This is a genomic window from Paenibacillus sp. 2TAB19, assembly GCF_052115185.1.
GTDB lineage: Bacteria > Bacillota > Bacilli > Paenibacillales > Paenibacillaceae > Pristimantibacillus.
The window spans coordinates 19,123-37,465 of record NZ_JBFRGE010000029.1 but is presented as its reverse complement, the minus strand read 5'-3'; the positions used below and the strand labels follow the sequence as shown (position 1 = coordinate 37,465).

Below are 18,343 nucleotides of genomic sequence, written 5' to 3'. Positions count from 1 at the left end.
TGCCCGGTCTTCCGACTCTTGGAAGGCCGGGCGGTGCTCACAAAAACAAGATTCCGCTAGTTTGCGAAAAGGAGGGAATGAGGTGAAATTCGCCTTTTCCAGAATGACCGTCGCTTGGCTGATTATCATCGCTATGCTGCTCTCGATATTGGTTATCCCCCCTATATCTCAGTCCGATGCGGCCGGTACGGGGGCTGCGACAAATACAGAAGCCGATGCAAAGAGCGATCAGAACTCCTTGACGAACGCATCTGAGAACAGCTACGACGTTTATTTGCAGCAATACAAGGATGAAGAGCAGCCCGATGAGGAGATCGTGATTCGAGGAGCGGATTATACAGCCGCTCACGATATGACCCCCGAAATCGTAGGCGAGCTGGGCGGAGTAACAGGCGACTTCGTTAAGACAGGAGAGAGCGGCTCGATCGAGTGGGAGCTCGAGGTGCCGACATCCGGCTTATATCATATCGCTATGAACTATTTTCCAATCGAAGGCAAAAGCTCCACCATTGAAAGAGAGCTGCTGATTGACGGCAAGCTGCCTTTCGCAAGCGCTAGAAACTTGACTTTCCATCGTGTATGGAAAAACGAGAGCGAAGAAATCACGCAAGATAACAGGGGCAACGAGCTGAGGCCTCGCCAAGTCGAATCGCCTAAGTGGCAGCAATCGCTGTTCAGAGATACAGATGGGTATTTCGAAGACCCGTACGTTTTTTATTTTACAGCTGGTAAGCACAAGTTGACGCTGGTATCCTCGCGAGAGCCGATGGCCATCGACTACATTAAGCTGTTTCACTACGATGCGCCTTCCACTTATGAAGAAGTGAAGGCCGGTTATGAGTCAATGGGTTATAAAGAGACAAGCGGGCAGTTGATCAAGGTTCAGGGCGAAAGCGCATCTTACAAATCATCGCCGACATTGTATCCGATTACCGACCGCTCCAGTCCATCAACGGAGCCGTATGACGTATCGAAGGTCAGAATGAATACGGTCGGCGGCAACAACTGGCGGATACCGGGCCAATGGATCGCTTGGGAAGTCGAGGCGCCGGAGGACGGATTGTACCGGATCGCGATCAAGAACAGACAAGAATTGCTTCGGGGCATTTATTCTACACGCTCGCTCTGGATTGACGGGGAAATCCCGTTTAAGGAAATGGYGCAAATTCCGTTTTATTACGACTCGGATTGGCAGATGAATGTAATTGGCAACGAGGAAGAGCCCTATCTTTTCTATATGACGAAAGGCAAACACGAGCTGAAGCTTGAGGTCAGCCTCGGGTCAATCGCGCCGCTGATTCGCCAAGTAGAAGCAAGCGTGCTCGATATTAATGCTATGTATCGAAAAATCTTGATGATTACCGGTAACGTTCCAGATCCTTATCGGGATTATCAATTAGATAAACAAATTCCCGACATGGTAGACGTGTTCAAGAAGYAAAGCGACATCTTGTATTCCGTTTCGGAAGAACTGGTTCGCTTGACGGGTGAGAAAAGCGACAAAACCGCTGTCTTGAACAAAACCGCTTATCAGCTGGCCGATTTGGCTAAGAAACCGGAATCGGTTCAGAAGCGGTTAGGTCAATTCAAGATCAATGTTGGCAGCGTCGGCGCCTGGATTCTACAGGTTAGAGAGCAGCCGCTCGAGATTGATTACCTGCTTCTTGCTTCGCCTGATAAGAAGCTGCCTAAAGCAGGTGCTTCCTTCGGCAGAAAGATGGTTCACGAGGTATCGTCCTTCTTCCATTCGTTCTTCGAAAATTACGATACGATCGGCAACACGACGGAAGAAGGGGAGTCCATCACCGTATGGATCGGGACAGGGCGCGATCAGGCGCAAGTGCTGAAAGCGATGATCGACGATACGTTCACTCCGCAGACGGGCATCGGCGTTAATCTGAAGCTGGTCAATCAGGATGTGCTGCTTCGCGCTTCGCTCGCCGGGGAAGGCCCCGATGTGGCGATGCAGGTCGGCAATGACGTGCCGATGAACTTCGGTATGCGAAATGCAGCCGAGGATTTGTCTAAGTTCCCGGACTATGAGACGGTCGTGAAGCAGTTCAGAGACAGCGCGGTCGTTCCGTACAAGTCCGGAAGCCAAGTATTTGCGCTGCCTGAACAGCAAATATTCAATATGCTCTTCTACCGGAAGGATATATTGGAGGAGCTCAATATTGAGCCGCCGCAGACGTGGGAAGAGGTATATGCGATGATCCCGGTTCTGCAGAAGAACCATATGGATTTCGCGCTTCCGATTGCCCAATCGACGGGCGTTCCCGTCTTGGAGGCGAACCGTGCGTTCGCGATGCTGTTGTACCAAATGGACGGAGCGTTCTACTTGAACGATGGAGCGAAGAGCGGTTTGGCCACAGACGTAGGGCTTAGCGCATTCAAGAAGTGGACCGACTTCTATACGAGCTACAAGCTTCCGCTGATCTTCGATTTTCCAATGCGGTTCCGAACAGGCGAGATGCCGGTCGGTATTCAAGACTATACGTTCTACAACTACTTGACCGTATCCGCGCCGGAAATCAAAGGCTTATGGGAATTCATTCCGGTTCCGGGCATGAAGCAGACGGACGGCACGATTCGCCGGGACGTCGCCAGCGGCGGAACAGCCGCCATCATGTTGAAGCAGGCCAAGGATAAGGATGCGGCATGGGAGTTCATGAAGTGGTGGGTAAGCAAGGACTCGCAAGTACGGTTCGGAAGAGAGATGGAAGGGCTGATGGGCGCTGCGGCGCGTTATCCGACAGCCAATATGGAAGCGCTCAAGGAGTTGCCATGGCCGGCGCGGGATTATCGCAATCTCGAAGAGCAATGGCAATGGGTGCAAGGCGTGCCTGAGGTGCCGGGAGGATATTTCACGGGAAGACATCTCGACAACGCGCTTCGTGAAGTTATCAATAACGGTACGAATACGGCCGATGCGTTATACGACTATGTGCAGGAAATCGACTATGAGATCGCGGAGAAACGAGCCGAGTTCAAGTTGGACGTGAAGGACTAGGAGGGACTCTTTTTGCAAAAAACAAAAATCGCAACCGAGACGATCATGCAGCCGAAGGGAAGCTCTGCCGGCTTGCAAGGGAAATGGGAGCTGTTCACGAAGGACGTGAAGCGGGATAAGCACTTGTACGTCCTGCTGGCTCCATATGTTGTGCTGTTCCTAATGTTTACCGTGCTCCCGGTCGCCATTTCGATTTTCTTCAGCTTTACGAATTTCAATATGCTGGAGGCTCCGCAATGGGTCGGCTGGGAGAACTATTCCAAGCTGTTATGGAACGATGATGTGTTCCTGATCGGGCTCAAAAACACGATGATCTTCGCCGTTATTACCGGCCCGGTCAGCTATATTGCCTGCTTCGTCTTTGCATGGCTCATTAATGAGCTTAATTCAAAGGTAAGAGCCATCATGACGCTCGTGTTCTTCGCGCCATCGATATCGGGCAACGTTTTCTTTATTTGGCAAATTATTTTTTCTGGCGATTCATACGGCATTATGAACGGATTGCTGATGAAGCTCGGAATCATCTACGAGCCGATCCTTTGGCTGCAAAATCCGAAATACATGCTCGCGATCATTATCGTCGTCCAATTATGGCTCAGTCTGGGCACCAGCTTCCTGGCGTTCATTGCCGGCTTGCAGACGGTTGACCGTACGCTGTATGAGGCGGGAGCGGTGGACGGCGTGAGAAACCGTTGGCAGGAGCTTTGGTTTATTACCCTTCCATCGATGCGGCCTCAGCTTATGTTCGGTGCCGTCATCCAAATTACATCCTCCCTTGCAGTTGCGGATGTCGCAATGGCACTGGCGGGCTTCCCGAGCGTGCAGTACGGCGCTCATACGGTCGTTACCCACTTGGTGGATTACGGCACGATTCGGTTCGAGATGGGTTATGCTTCAGCCATTGCAACCGTTCTGTTCGTTCTCATGCTGGGCTCCAATCTGGCAGTTCAAAAGTTGCTGAAGAGGGTGGGGGAATAGGCGAGATGAAGCTAGCTATAGGTCTCAAGAAAAAAGTGAACCGCTCCTGGCAGGTGGATGTCCTGCTGTTCCTGCTGCTTGCCGCGTTCGGCGCCTTTATGGCGGTTCCGTTGATTTACGTCATTAACAATGCGCTCAAGCCGCTCGATGAGCTGTTCGTATTCCCGCCTACGCTGTTCGTGAGGAATGCGACGTTCGATAACTTTACGGATTTGTTCCAAGTTATGAAGAGCTCTTGGGTTCCGTTCTCTAGATATATCTTCAATACGTTCTTTATTACGGCGGCAGGCACCGCGGGCCATATTTTTCTCGCTTCGGCGGCGGCATACCCGCTGGCCAAGCACAAATTTCGCGGCCACAAAATATTGTTCACCGTCATTGTTCTTTCGCTCATGTTCTCGCCGCATGTAACGGCCATTCCAAACTATATGATCATGTCGGTCCTCGGATGGATCGATTCGTATCAGGCCATCATCATTCCGGCATTTGCTTATCCGCTCGGCCTGTATTTAATGAAGCAATTCATGGAGCAAATACCGGACGCGCTGCTGGAAGCCGCGAAGATCGACGGAGCAAGCGAATACCGTATTTTCTGGCAAGTCGTCATGCCGCTCGTTAAGCCAGCCTGGCTGACGCTGCTTATCCTCATGATGCAGATGCTGTGGGGAACGGATGGAGGCAGCTTTATTTACAGCGAGCAGCTTAAGACGATGCATTACGCCATGGGGCAGATCGTTCAGGGCGGTATTGCCCGCGCAGGGGTAGGTGCCGCAGTAGCAGTTATTATGATGACGGTGCCAATCGTAACGTTTGTATTGTCTCAGAGCAATGTAATTCAAACGATGGCAACGTCCGGCATGAAGGACTAAAGCGATGGAGGCGTATAGGTTTGATAATAAAGCGATCGATTCTGATCCTGGCGGCTGTGATGATCGTTGCCTTGCTAAGTCCGAAGTCGGCTCACGCATCGCCGTATGAGGGATATGTATATTCGTACTGGGGAGACGCCGTTAAATCGCCAATCGCTTATCTTCCTTCTAGGACGATAACGGGACAGGAAATGGGCATTGGACCGCTCGCGACGCCGACCGACATGTTCGCGGCTGCTGACGGCAATCTATATATTTTGGATTCCGGCAACGGGCGAGTTGTGGTGCTTAACAGCGAGTGGAAGGCGATCCGCCAATATCAAGGCTTCGACAATAACGGCAAGCAGGATACCTTCAATAAACCGGAGGGTATCTTCGTTACCGAGGCAGGTCATATTTACGTAGCAGATACCGAGAACAGGCGCGTTGTTGTACTCGACGAAAGCGGAGCGCTCATCAGAGAAATCGGGGCTCCGAAGTCCGAGGTGCTTAGCGACAAGTTCGAATACATTCCGCGCAAGGTCATCGTCGATAAAGCCGGCCGTATCTACGTTGTCGCTAGAGGCGTCTTCGACGGCATTATCGAATTCGACAGCGAAGGCGACTTTACCGGATTTATAGGCACGAACCCCGTGCAATTCGATCCGGTTGATTTATTCTGGAAGACGGTATCGACCAAAGAGCAACGGGAAAAAATGATCCGTTTCGTTCCGATTGAATTCAACAATGTGGACGTGGATGGGGACGGATTTATATTTACAACGACGGCTGACAAGCAAACCGCGGTCCCTGTCAAAAGGCTGAATCCGTCCGGCATCGATGTGCTGCGTATTAACGGGGATTGGGGACCGGTCGGCGACTTAACGAGAAATCCATCGGCTTTCATCGATATCGATGTCAGCGGCAATGGGGTGTATCGGACGCTTGATTCGACTCGGGGACGAATCTTCACGTATAACGAAGACGGAAGCTTGCTGTATGTAGTCGGTCAGGTCGGCAATCAGCGCGGTACGTTCAAAACCCCGATCGCGATTGAAAGCTTTGGCAATCGGATCTTTGCTCTAGATCGCGATCTGGGCATGATTACCGAGTTTACGGCGACCAAATTCGGAAGCTTGGTCAATGAAGCGAACGGATTATACAGTGCAGGCAAGCACGACGATGCCGCTAAGATATGGGAACAGGTGCTTAGGCTGGATGCGAATTACGAAATGGCCTATGTCGGAATCGGCAAGTCGATGCTGCGCCGGGGCGAATACAAGCAAGCGATGACTTATCTGAAGTTAGGCAACGACAGAGAATATTATTCCAAAGCGTTAACGAAGTACCGCAGGGAATATATGCGCGAGAACTTCGGAACCTACATGACGATTCTAATCGCGTTCATAGTGGTCGTGGTGGCCATTCGTCGAGGCCTGAGGTCAAGAAGAGGGGGCATGAAACAGAATGCAGTTTCTCAAGGACATTAAATATTCGCTGCATGTTGCTTTTCATCCCTTTGACGGTTTCTGGGATCTGAAGTACGAGAACAGAGGGAAGCTTAGAGTCGCGCTTGCCATCTTGCTCGGCGTGACGGTGATGATGATATTGAAACGCCAGTATTCCGGCTACGTCGTCAACTTTAATTATCCGCTTGATCTGAACAGCATTAACGAGCTGAAATACATTGTGTTCCCGTTTCTACTCTGGTGTATCGCGAACTGGTCGTTAACGACGTTAATGGACGGGGAAGGGAAGTTCAAAGAAATCGTTATCGCCACAGGGTATGCGATGCTCCCTTTGATTCTGCTCTACCTGCCCAATTTATTGCTCAGCAACGTCATTACGCTGCGCGAGGCTTCCTTCTATTATTTATTGGAATCCGTGGCTACGATATGGTTTGTTTGGCTGATGTTTATCGGAACGATGACGGTTCATCAGTATACGGTTATGAAGACGATTACGACCATGCTTTTAACGATCGTTGTCATGGGAGTCATCATCTTCTTGGGGCTGCTATTCTTCAGTCTCATTCAACAGATTGTTGGTTTTGTGTACACGATCTATCAGGAACTTTCATTGCGAGCATGAGGAGAAAGGGGGCCTAGCGGTGAAACGGAGGCTTGCGAGCATCATGTCGGCAGTCATAATCGGCTGCTTGCTTATATCCCAAGGCACCAACTTCGCAGAACCTGCATCCGAAGAGGCGTCGGATTCAGAGGCAGGGGCATCTACCGTATCCGAGTCCGCGTCTGGCGACAAGCCTGAGGCCGAGGTTACGGCTGCGAGCGTCGATCCGAGCAAGACGGCGAGTATAGCCGAGGGTATGGAGCAGGCGGCCGAAAATGAATTTTTGATCTTATACGTCAATAACGCAACGACGGAAATAGCGGTACAGGATAAGCGCAGCGGGGCGATCTGGTATTCCAATCCGCAAGATCGCGCAGACGACTCCATAGCTACCGGCTATAACAAAGAGAAGCTGAACGTACAGGTCGAGATCTCTTATTTGGACAATGCGGGTAATTCGTTGAAGTATGACAATTACACGCATAGCGTACAGAACGGCCAATTCGTTATCGAGAAGGTAGAGGGCGGCTTGAACATCTCTTACACGCTAGGGGAAGTGAAAAGCGATATCGACGCGATTCCTAAGTATATTAGCGAAGATAGATTCCAGACGCTCATCCTGGATAAGATCGAGGATGACGGAGATAAACGGGAAGTTGAGAAGCGGTTCAAGCATAACGAAGACGAGAAACGTTACGAAAGAAGGGACTCCTCCCTTAAGGGAGTCGGGCTCAAGAAAGTAACGGATGTATTCGCCAAAATCGGATACGACGCGGAGCAGATCGCGATCGATAACGCTGCTTCTGGCGAAGCGGCTGCAGGCGACCTTAATGTGAAGCTCCCACTCCAATATCGGCTTGACGGAGATCAGCTGAAGGTGACGGTCGATGCGGAGGGTGTCGAGTATCCGGAATCGATGAAGATTGAAAGACTGTCGCTGCTGCCGTTCTTTGGCGCGAGCGGGGTTAAGGATGTTGGTTACACGCTCGTTCCGGACGGTTCGGGTTCGCTCATCTACTTCAATAATGAAAAAACGTATGCAGCTCCATACCGTGTAGATCTATACGGGACAGATGCGACGATTTACCAGCCGATCAAAATCCAAAACGATGAAGCTGCGCGATTGCCTGTATTCGGGATGAAATACGAGGACCGGGCTTTTGTCGGCATCATTGAAGAGGGCGATGCGGTCGGCGCCGTCGAGGCCGACGTAAGCGGCAGGCTGAACGTCTACAACACGGTATCCCCGAGCTTTACGCTCCGCAATATTGCGGAGGTTACGCTGACGAACGGGTGGCGCTCCAGTACGGTAAAGAAATTCCAAGCGGAGCCTTTCGAGGGCGACATTACCGTTCGCTACGGATTTCTCGGCGCCGAAGACGCGAGCTACTCCGGCATGGCTAAGCATTACCGCGATTACTTAATCAAGCAGGCGGGTCTAACCAAGCTGAGCGATGAAGAAGGAGTTCCGTTCTATGCCGAGTTTATCGGCGGCATACCGAAAAAGAAGTTTTTCCTAGGCATTCCTTATAGCGCCTATGAACCGTTGACGACCTTCAATCAGGCTGAATCCGTATTGGCTGAGATGCTGGATAAGGGAATCGGCAATATCAAGCTGCGTTACACAGGCTGGTTCAACGGCGGTATCAACCATGACCTCCCGAAATCCATTAGCGTCGACAAGAAGCTTGGCGGCAGCAAAGGCTTGAAGGAACTGAAGGCTTATACCGATGAGAATCACATCTCGCTGTTCCCTGACGCAACCTTCCTTGAAGCGACTCGGAACGCGGACGATTTCAAAAAGTCGAAACAAGCTTCCCGCTTTATTACGGGTAAGCTGGCGAAGGTTTATCCGTATTATCCGGCCAACTTCGGCGAGAACGACTATCTGGACCCTGGTTATGTAATCAGTCCGAAGGTGCTGCCGAATATGGTAGACGGATTCATGGACGATTACGAGAAGCTTAAGCTCACCGGATTGTCGCTGCGCGATATGGGGAACAAGTTGAATTCCGATTACAATCGCTCCAATGTCATCGATCGCGAAGAAGCGAAAGGGATTGTGAATGAACAGTTGAAGCAAATAAGCGGCTCCGTCGAGGAATTATTGGTGGAAGGCGGTAATGCCTATGCGGCTATCTATGCGCGGCATATCGTGGGTGCGCCGATGACAAGCAGCCAATTCATTATTACCGATGAAACGGTTCCTTTCTTCCAGATGGTGTTCCATGGTTACGTTAATTACGCCGGAGAAGCCTGGAACATGGCAGACGAGCAGGATTCGACGCACAACTTCCTGAAGGCGCTMGAAACGGGCTCCGCTTTAAACTATACGTGGTTTAATGCCGATTCATCGGCGATTAAGATGACGGAATTCGCTGATTTGTACTCCGCGGATTACCGGCTATGGATCGAAGATGCGGCACAAAAATATCGCGAACTGAACGAGGTTCTCCAGGATGTGCAGTCCCAAACGATTATTGATCATCGGATGCTGGCGAAGGGCGTCTATCAAACGACGTTCGAACAAGGTAAAACGATTATTGTCAACTATAACGATACGGAATCGAATGTGGACGGAATTACAGTGGGGGCAAAGGATTACCTAGTTGGAGGTGAAACGGGACAATGAAGCTTAAGAAGCTGTCGCTGGAACAGAAAAACAGATATTACGGATTGTACTTCATCCTTCCTTGGTTTGTAGGCTTCTTGTTCCTGTTCATGATTCCGCTGCTGTCCTCGCTTAGGTACAGCTTAAGCAATCTGCAGGTTACGGATGAGGGCTTCAGCCTGGATTTTATCGGCTTCGATAACTACCGCGAAGCCTTGCTGTCGCATGAATCGTATGTCCGGATATTGACGGAATCCGTCATCAATATTGGCGTTAATACACCGCTTATTATTATTTTTAGTTTGTTTTTTGCGGTACTTCTTAATCAGAAGTTTAGAGGACGGGTGTTAGCGCGGGCGATCTTCTTCCTACCGGTTATTCTGGCATCGGGTATAATCGCCAGCATCGAGAACGGGGATTTGATGCAGTCCGTCGTTAAAAGCGCGAATGACACGACAGGCGGCGACTTATCTGTTATGGACAATTTGCAGCTCACGGTCATGCTCGTCCAATCCGGGATCGATATCCGATTTGTCGAATACCTGACCGGCGCTGTAAGCCGAATCTATGAGATTGTTAGTCAATCCGGCGTGCAAATATTAATATTCCTGGCCGGGCTCCAGTCGATATCTCCCTCCTTGTATGAGGCTGCCAAGATCGAAGGCTCGACCGGCTACGAGGCGTTCTGGAAAATTACTTTTCCAATGATCAGCCCGCTAATATTAACCAATCTGGTCTATACGATCATCGACAGCTTCATTAGCGATGAAACGAGCCGTTTAGTCGTAGATACGGCATTCAAAAGCTTCGATTTCGGCCTCAGCGCCGCGATGGCTTGGATGTATTTTGCCGTCATTGCGCTTGTGCTGTGGATTACGACATCGATCGTATCGCGCAAGGTCTTTTACCAAGATTAGTTGTTTAGCTACTGCTTACGAAGCTGTGTTTGCTCCGCAAACACTTAAGGAGGCATTCCATGAAGACGGAAACCGCAGTACATGGGCGGCAGGCGAGAGAAGAGCGGCTGCAACGGATGGCAACGGCTGCCTATTGGGTGGAATTCGCCAAGAAATGGTTATGGGTTATCATTCGATTCGTGCTGATATTCGGCATAGCGTTCGTCATCGTGTATCCGATTCTGCTCAAGCTGTCGATTGCATTCAAGAGCATGGACGATCTATACGATTCTACCGTCATTTGGGTGCCCAAAGCGTTTACGCTCGATAACTTCAAGCTCGTGTTCACGGCGATGAACTATCCGAAGGTTTTGACCAATACGTTCATGCTCTCTGCCGGAGTTATGATTCTGCAGACGATAACCTGCGTACTGGCCGGCTATGGCTTCGCGCGAATCAAGTTCAGGGGCAGCGGCTTATTGTTTGGGGCCGTTATTTTTACGATACTAGTGCCATCGCATACGATTATGATTCCGCTCTACTTGAACTTCAAAAACTTTGATCTATTCGGATTGATCGAGCTGATAAAGGGCAAGCCAGCCAATCTAATTAATACGTACTGGCCGTTTATTATTTCTGCCGTACTCGGCATGGGCGTGAAGACAGGCTTGTACGTTTATATTTTCCGCCAGTTTTTCAGAGGCATTCCGAGAGAAATTGAAGAAGCAGCTTATGTGGACGGTGCAGGCTACTTCTCGACCTTCAGCAGAGTTATTCTGCCTAATGCCATACCTTCGATGATAACGGTTATGCTGTTCTCCTTCGTATGGCAATGGAATGACTCCTTCTTCACGAACATGTATTTGAATGAGCCGAAGGTCATGTCCTCGATGATGTCGTCCTCCGGTTATGCCATTGCGACTTTCCTTAGCGGAGGCGAGCAAGCGGCAACGGCTTCCTACGTGCAGGATCCGTTCTTCATGTCCATGATGATGAACACGAGCGTCTTGATGGCCATACTACCGCTTATTATCTTATATGTGTTCGTCCAAAGGCACTTTGTAGAGAGCGTAGAACGCTCAGGTTTAGTAGGTTAGGAGAGGCGGATGAAGAGAAAATTGATAGTCATCACACTGGTTGCCTTTACCTCGGTTCTTGGCTTATATTTCGGACTAACATCAGGAGGGGAGGGCAATTCTGACAGCACCAACAACTCTAGCGAGGTAAAAGAGACGGAGACGCCTGAGGTGCAGCCGGCTCCTACTCCAGACGTTAGCGCAATCATCGACGGCTCGGTCCGTTACCAAACGATCGATAACTTCGGCGCATCCGATGCGTGGTCGATGGAGCCTCTAGGCAAGCACTGGACCGAAGAAAATAAAAACCAAGTGGCAGACCTGTTGTTTTCGCGGGAGAAAGGAATCGGGCTGTCGGCATGGCGCTTCAACATCGGGGCGGGCTCGAGTGAAACGGATCAATCGATTATTCCCGATCCATGGAGGCGTTCGGAAGCGTTCAAGTCATCGGAGACCGGCGATTACGATTGGAGCAAGCAAGCGGGCCAGCAATGGTTTCTGCAGGCAGCCAAGGATCGCGGCGTCAATACGTTAATCGCATTCGCGAACAGTCCGCCGGTTTGGATGACGAAGAACGGTCACGCTCAGCCGGATCCGGATGTCGGCTCGACCAATTTGAAAGACGACTATGAGGATGAATTCGCGACGTACCTCGTTGATGTATTGGAGCATTTCAAGCAGGAAGGGCTAGAGTTCCAATATATTAGTCCCATTAACGAGCCGACCTGGGATTGGAACCGTGCGCAACAGGAAGGGAACCGTTATAACAACGAGGACCTGAAACGCGTCATACTTGAATTGCACAAGCAACTGAAGGAAAGCGGTGTTGAAGCGCAGATCAGCGCGCCGGACGGCGTGGAAGTGACATCGCTATTGGACGACGAGTATTACCAAATGTTCGCTGGCGGCGGGCAATATTCGAGCGGGGCTAACAACCTTGGAACAGGCGAATATAAGGAGTATATCAAGGAATTGCTCGGAGATCCGGAATTGAAGGAAGCGATAGGCAACAAGATCGCCTCGCATTCCTATTGGTCGGATTACTACAAGCCGGGAGACGACCGGCTTAGCAGGCTCAGAGAGTTGCTCGACGAGAACTTGAAGAAATACGATCCGTTGGCTAAATACTGGATGACGGAATATTGCATTCTAGGCGATTACGGTCCCGGCCGCGATCTCGGCATCGATCCTGCCTTGTATGTTGCGAGAGTCATTCATTTCGATTTGACGAAAGCGAATGCGGCCGCATGGCAGTGGTGGACGGCGGTATCCAAGGTTGATTACAAGGACGGCTTGATCTATACCGACTTCAATAATGAAGGTGACGAGCAGAACATTCTGACCTCGAAGCTATTGTGGGCGCTCGGCAATTACAGCAAATTCATTCGTCCCGGCGCGGAGCGCATTGCGCTTACGGGGCTGGACGAAGGGGCGGAGAGCGAGCTGCTCGGCTCGGCTTATGTTCATGAAGGCGAACAGACGGTTACCGCTGTATTCGTCAACAACAGTAATGAAGATAAGCGCGTCCAGCTCTCGATTAAAGGGTTAGATCAATTTGTTTCCCTTAAGGCGCTGGAGTCGTATATCACATCGGCCGGCAGCGATCTTGCAAGAGGCGAGGATGTCGCGGTACGTGACGATCAAACCTTCGAGGCGATCATACCTGCGAAATCGATCGTCACTTTGACGGGGGGAGCACCGACAGACGGTTCGGTTGGTGCAGACGAAGACAAGGAAAGCGGAGTGACTACGGAAATGAATGCATCGGGCGGTACTAACAAGGAAGAGTATGCGGGCTACCTCTTTTCTTACTTTACGGGAGAAGGGTCACCGGATGGCGAGCAAGTGTACTTCGCGCTTAGCGAAGGGAATGATCCGCTGCACTGGAAAGAATTGAATGGCGGCAAGCCTGTGCTTACGTCAACGATGGGGGAGAAAGGGGTTCGAGATCCCTTTCTCATCCGTTCGCCCGAGGGCAATAAGTTCTATATGATAGCGACCGATCTGAAGATCAACGGCGACTGGAACTGGGATCGGGCGCAAAGAGCGGGCAGCCGATCGCTTATTGTATGGGAATCGGATGATTTGATCCATTGGTCCGAGCCGAGAATGGCTGAGGTGTCGCCGCCAGAGGCGGGCAACACATGGGCTCCCGAAGCGTTCTATGATGAAGCGAGTGAAGAGTATGTCGTCTTCTGGGCTTCCAAACTATTCGCGGATGAAACCCATACCGGCGACGGGTATCAGAAGATGATGTACAGCACGACCCGCGATTTCCGCGAGTTTTCGGAACCGAAGGTGTACATGGATTTCGGTTATTCCATTATCGACACGACGATGATCGCCCATAATGGCAAGATTTATCGGTTTACGAAGGACGAAAGAGACAGCGGGCCGTTATCTCTTTTCGGTAAAATGGTGTTTCAGGATGTGCTGGAAGGCTCTGTATTCGATAGCAAGCCTCGAACAATCAAAGAAGGCGTCGGCAGCTTGAAAGGCGTCGAGGGCCCAACCGTGTTCAAATCGAATACGGAGGACAAATGGTATTTGTTCGTCGACGAGTTTGGCTCCCGAGGATACGTGCCGCTCGAAACGACCGATCTCGACTCCGGCGAATGGATGGTTTCTACCGATTACGATCTGCCTAGCAGCCCGCGTCACGGTACGGTTATCCCGATAACGAAATCCGAATACGATGCGATTCATGCCAAATATTTTGGTTAATAGCTTCTAGAGCAGCCGTCTTGCCGATGTTCGGTAAGGCGGCTGCTTTTTGCTTTTATGTGGGGATTCATGGAATCGCATACAGTTAGCGTAGAAATACATCTATTGGCTTGAAAGCGCTATCCCTATAATGAGGGGGTATGGAAGCTTTATGGTTTCCATAACCGAAATTAAAGGAGGATATTGATGCGCAACAAGTATGTCGTATGGTCACTGGTCGTCGCTTTGTTCTTATCCAGCTTTTCCCTCACGCTTGGACCGATTGCCCCGGTGACAGCTGCGGGAGGGCCGAACCTGACGCTGGGCAAGAGCGTGACGGCAAGCGGCCAATCGCAAACGTATGCACCGGAGCATGTGAAGGACGGCAATCAAGGCACGTATTGGGAAAGCTCAAACCAGGCGTTCCCGCAATGGATTCAAGTCGATTTGGGGGCGAGTACAAGCATAGACCAGATCGTGCTGAAGATTCCCGCGACATGGGAAACACGTTCGCAGACGCTGTCCGTCGATGGAAGCACGAACGGTTCATCGTTCTCGAACATCGTAGGATCGGCGAGCTATACGTTTAACCCATCGGTGGCAAGCAATTCAGTTACGGTCAACTTCTCCGCGACGATCACCCGTTATGTCAGGCTCGTCGTAACGGCAAATACGGGCTGGCCGGCCGCGCAGCTATCGGAACTCGAAATTTACGGCTCGGGCATTACGCCGACGCCTACTCCGACCGTGTCGCCGACGCCGACGCCGACAAGCGGCGCGTATCAAGCGGAGTCAGCCTCCTTGACAGGAGGAGCCAAAGCGAATACGGATCATGTCGGCTACTCCGGAACGGGTTTTGTTGACGGTTACTGGACGCAAGGAGCAGCGACGACTTTTACGGTAGCAGCCGGGTCAGCGGGCAGTCACAACGTAACGCTGAAGTATGCTAACGCTTCCGGCAGCTCGAAGACGGTCAGCATCTACGTCAACGGGACGAAAATTCGCCAAACCTCGTTGCCGAATCTTGCGAACTGGGATACTTGGAGCAATAAAGAAGAAACGCTAACGCTGAATGCTGGAAACAATACGATCGCGTACATATACGACGCGGGCGATTCCGGCAATGTGAATCTGGATCAAATTACAGTAACGGCAACAACTTCCTCAACACCAACACCAACACCGACACCAACGCCAACACCGACACCGACACCGACACCGACACCGACACCGACACCGACACCGACACCAACACCGACACCAACACCAACACCGACACCGACACCAACAACGTCTCCAAGCAGTAACATCGCCATAGGTAAGCCGATCAATGCCTCTTCCAGCGTATTTACCTACGTGGCGGCCAACGCCAACGATAACAGCACCGACACCTATTGGGAGGGCGGCGGCAATCCGAGCACGTTGACGCTCGATCTTGGCACGAACCACAATCTGACATCGATCGTACTGAAGCTGAACCCGGCCTCGGTATGGGCAACGCGCACTCAGACCATTCAGGTACTAGGCCACGACCAGAGCACGACTGCCTTCAGCAATCTTGTTTCGTCCCAGACGTACACGTTTAATCCGGCAACCGGCAATACGGTCACGATCCCGGTAACGGCAACCGTGAAGCGGATCCAGCTGTCGATTACGGGCAACACGGGCGCGTCTGCTGGCCAAATCGCGGAGTTTCAAGTATTCGGAGCGCCTGGTCCGAATCCCGATCTGCTCGTAACGGGGATGACTTGGACGCCGTCCTCGCCGATCGAGACGAATGCCATCACGCTGAGCGCCACGGTCAAGAACACCGGCAACACCGGCTCTGCCGCGACGACGGTTAACTTCTACCTCGGCAACGAGCTGGCGGGTACGGCTCCGGTAGGTGCGCTGACAGCGGGTTCTTCGGCGACGGTAACCTTCAACGCAGGTGCCAAAACAGCCGCAAATTACCCTTTGAGCGCCAAAGTGGACGAGAACAACGCGGTCATCGAGCAGAACGAATCGAACAATAGCTATAACAATCCGACCGCTCTCGTCGTCGCGCCGGTAGCGAGCTCCGACCTCGTAGGAACGGTGTCTTGGACACCTAACACGCCGGTCGTAGGCAACTCGATCGCGTTCTCGGTCAACTTGAAAAACCTAGGCAGCATCGCTTCCGCAGGAGGCGCGCATGCCATAACGCTTTCCTTGAAAAATGCAGCGGGCTTTACGCTGCAAACGTTCAGCGGAACATACAACGGTACTCTGGCAGCTGGCGCATCCGTAAACGTGAATCTCACGGGTTCATGGACGGCAACAAGCGGCGCCTATACGGCTGCGTTGACGATTGCAGCCGACGCCAACGAATTGCCGGTGAAGCAAGCCAATAACAACAGCTCGTCTAGCCTGTCGGTTTATTCCGCGCGCGGAGCAAGCATGCCGTATACTCGGTATGACACCGACGATGCATCCCGCGGCGGCGGAGCAGCACTGCAGTCCGCACCGACGTTCGACCAAGCTCTGACAGCGTCGGAAGCTTCCGGACAAAAATACGTTTCCCTTCCTTCTAACGGCTCGTATGCGGAGTGGACGGTTAGACAAGGCGAAGGAGGAGCAGGCGTCACCATGCGGTTCACGATGCCGGACTCGTCAGACGGCATGGGATTGAACGGATCGCTCGATGTGTACGTGAACGGAGTCAAAGCCAAAACCGTTCCGCTCACTTCTTATTATAATTGGCAGTATTTCTCCAGCGATCACCCAGCCGACGCGCCGGGCGGGGGACGTCCGCTATTCCGCTTCGACGAAGTACATTGGAAGCTAGATACGCCGCTCGTGCCAGGCGACAAAATTCGCATTCAGAAGAGCAATGCCGACAGCCTGGAATACGGCGTCGACTTCCTGGAGATCGAACCCGTGCCGACTGCCATTGCCCGTCCTGCTGGCGCCGTTTCCGTAACGGATCACGGAGCCGTGGCGAACGACGGACTGGACGATCTGACAGCATTCAAAGCTGCGGTTACGGATGCTGTCAATTCCGGCAAAACGCTATACATTCCGGAAGGCACGTTCCATCTGGGCAACATGTGGGAAATCGGTTCCGCCAACAATATGATCAACGACATTACGATAGTGGGCGCAGGCATCTGGCATACGAACATCCAATTTACGAATCCAAATTCCTCGTCGGGAGGCATTTCGTTCCGCGTACAGGGCAAGCTGGATTTCAGCAACATCTATATGAATTCGAAGCTTCGCTCGCGGTACGGGCAGCAAGCGGTATATAAAGCGTTCATGGATAATTTCGGAACGAACTCCAAAGTGCACAACGTATGGGTGGAGCACTTCGAATGCGGATTCTGGGTAGGGGATTACGCGCATACGCCAGCCATAATCGCAAGCGGACTGCTCATCGAGAACAGCAGAATTCGGAATAACCTCGCCGACGGCGTGAACTTTGCCCAAGGAACGAGCAATTCGACCGTTCGCAACAGCAGCCTGCGTAATAACGGAGACGATGCACTGGCCGTATGGACGAGTAACGTTAACGGCGCTCCTGCAGGCGTTAACAACACCTTCTCCTACAACACGATCGAGAACAACTGGCGCGCGGCGGCCATCGCGTTCTTCGGCGGCAGCGGCCACAAGGCGACCCACAACATGATCATCGATACCGTCGGCGGTTCCGGCATACGGATGAATACCGTATTCCCAGGCTACGACTTCCAAAATAATACGGGCATCCTGTTCTCGGACACGACGATCATTAACAGCGGCACCAGCCAAGACCTGTACAATGGCGAACGCGGGGCAATTGACCTGGAAGCGTCCAACAGCTCGATCAAAAATGTCACTTTCACGAACATCGACATTCTGAACACCCAGCGCAGCGCAATCCAGTTCGGGTATGGAGGAGGTTTCCAGAACATCGTATTCAACAACATTAACATTAACGGAACGGGACTGGACGGCGTCACRACGTCGCGCTTCTCGTCGCCGCACCCTGGCGCTGCCATCTATACGTACACGGGCAACGGTTCAGCCACGTTTAACAACTTGACGACGAGCAATATCGCGCATCCGAATATTCATTTTATCCAGAACGGCTTCAATTTGACGTTTCAGTAATGGGTAAAAAAAAGATCCCTCCAAGCTTCTTGGAGGGATCC

10 protein-coding genes are annotated in these 18,343 nt (G+C 51.7%); all 10 read left to right on the top strand.

All coding sequences use genetic code 11. From position 1 onward, the window contains the following. Positions 1 to 103 precede the first annotated feature (103 nt). The 10 genes from AB4Z33_RS15045 (at position 104) to AB4Z33_RS15000 (ending at position 18,302) form a co-directional block, all read left to right on the top strand. Complete coding sequence (locus AB4Z33_RS15045) at positions 104 to 3,010, top strand: extracellular solute-binding protein (RefSeq protein ID WP_442050703.1); 2,907 nt, start codon at positions 104 to 106, stop codon at positions 3,008 to 3,010. Positions 3,011 to 3,055: 45 nt separating this feature from the next. Next, positions 3,056 to 3,988 carry a carbohydrate ABC transporter permease gene (locus AB4Z33_RS15040; protein ID WP_337104418.1) on the top strand — a complete coding sequence of 311 codons (933 nt, stop codon included), beginning with the start codon at positions 3,056 to 3,058 and terminating at the stop codon, positions 3,986 to 3,988. Between the two features lie 5 nt (positions 3,989 to 3,993). After that, complete coding sequence (locus tag AB4Z33_RS15035; protein WP_337104415.1) at positions 3,994 to 4,857, top strand: carbohydrate ABC transporter permease; 864 nt, start codon at positions 3,994 to 3,996, stop codon at positions 4,855 to 4,857. A 20-nt stretch (positions 4,858 to 4,877) separates the two neighbouring features. Continuing rightward, a complete protein-coding gene (locus tag AB4Z33_RS15030; protein ID WP_442050678.1) occupies positions 4,878 to 6,326 on the top strand; it encodes a gluconolactonase in 1,449 nt (482 codons plus the stop codon). Then, positions 6,304 to 6,927, top strand: coding sequence for a YIP1 family protein (locus AB4Z33_RS15025; protein WP_442050677.1), 624 nt, complete (start codon positions 6,304 to 6,306; stop codon positions 6,925 to 6,927). Before AB4Z33_RS15030 ends, AB4Z33_RS15025 begins: the two co-directional genes overlap by 23 nt. A 19-nt stretch (positions 6,928 to 6,946) precedes the next feature. Further along, positions 6,947 to 9,538 carry a DUF5696 domain-containing protein gene (locus tag AB4Z33_RS15020; protein ID WP_442050676.1) on the top strand — a complete coding sequence of 864 codons (2,592 nt, stop codon included), beginning with the start codon at positions 6,947 to 6,949 and terminating at the stop codon, positions 9,536 to 9,538. Further along, positions 9,535 to 10,434 (top strand): carbohydrate ABC transporter permease, encoded by a 900-nt coding sequence (locus AB4Z33_RS15015; RefSeq protein WP_337104411.1) that lies wholly within the window; start codon positions 9,535 to 9,537, stop codon positions 10,432 to 10,434. The genes AB4Z33_RS15020 and AB4Z33_RS15015 overlap by 4 nt, the downstream gene beginning before the upstream one ends. A gap of 59 nt (positions 10,435 to 10,493) precedes the next feature. Continuing rightward, positions 10,494 to 11,510, top strand: a complete 1,017-nt coding sequence (locus tag AB4Z33_RS15010) for a carbohydrate ABC transporter permease (protein WP_442050675.1) — start codon at positions 10,494 to 10,496, stop codon at positions 11,508 to 11,510. 9 nt (positions 11,511 to 11,519) lie between these two features. Then, positions 11,520 to 14,213 carry a glycoside hydrolase gene (locus AB4Z33_RS15005; RefSeq protein ID WP_442050674.1) on the top strand — a complete coding sequence of 898 codons (2,694 nt, stop codon included), beginning with the start codon at positions 11,520 to 11,522 and terminating at the stop codon, positions 14,211 to 14,213. A 186-nt stretch (positions 14,214 to 14,399) separates the two neighbouring features. Beyond that, positions 14,400 to 18,302, top strand: coding sequence for a discoidin domain-containing protein (locus AB4Z33_RS15000; RefSeq protein ID WP_442050673.1), 3,903 nt, complete (start codon positions 14,400 to 14,402; stop codon positions 18,300 to 18,302). Positions 18,303 to 18,343: the final 41 nt, after the last annotated feature.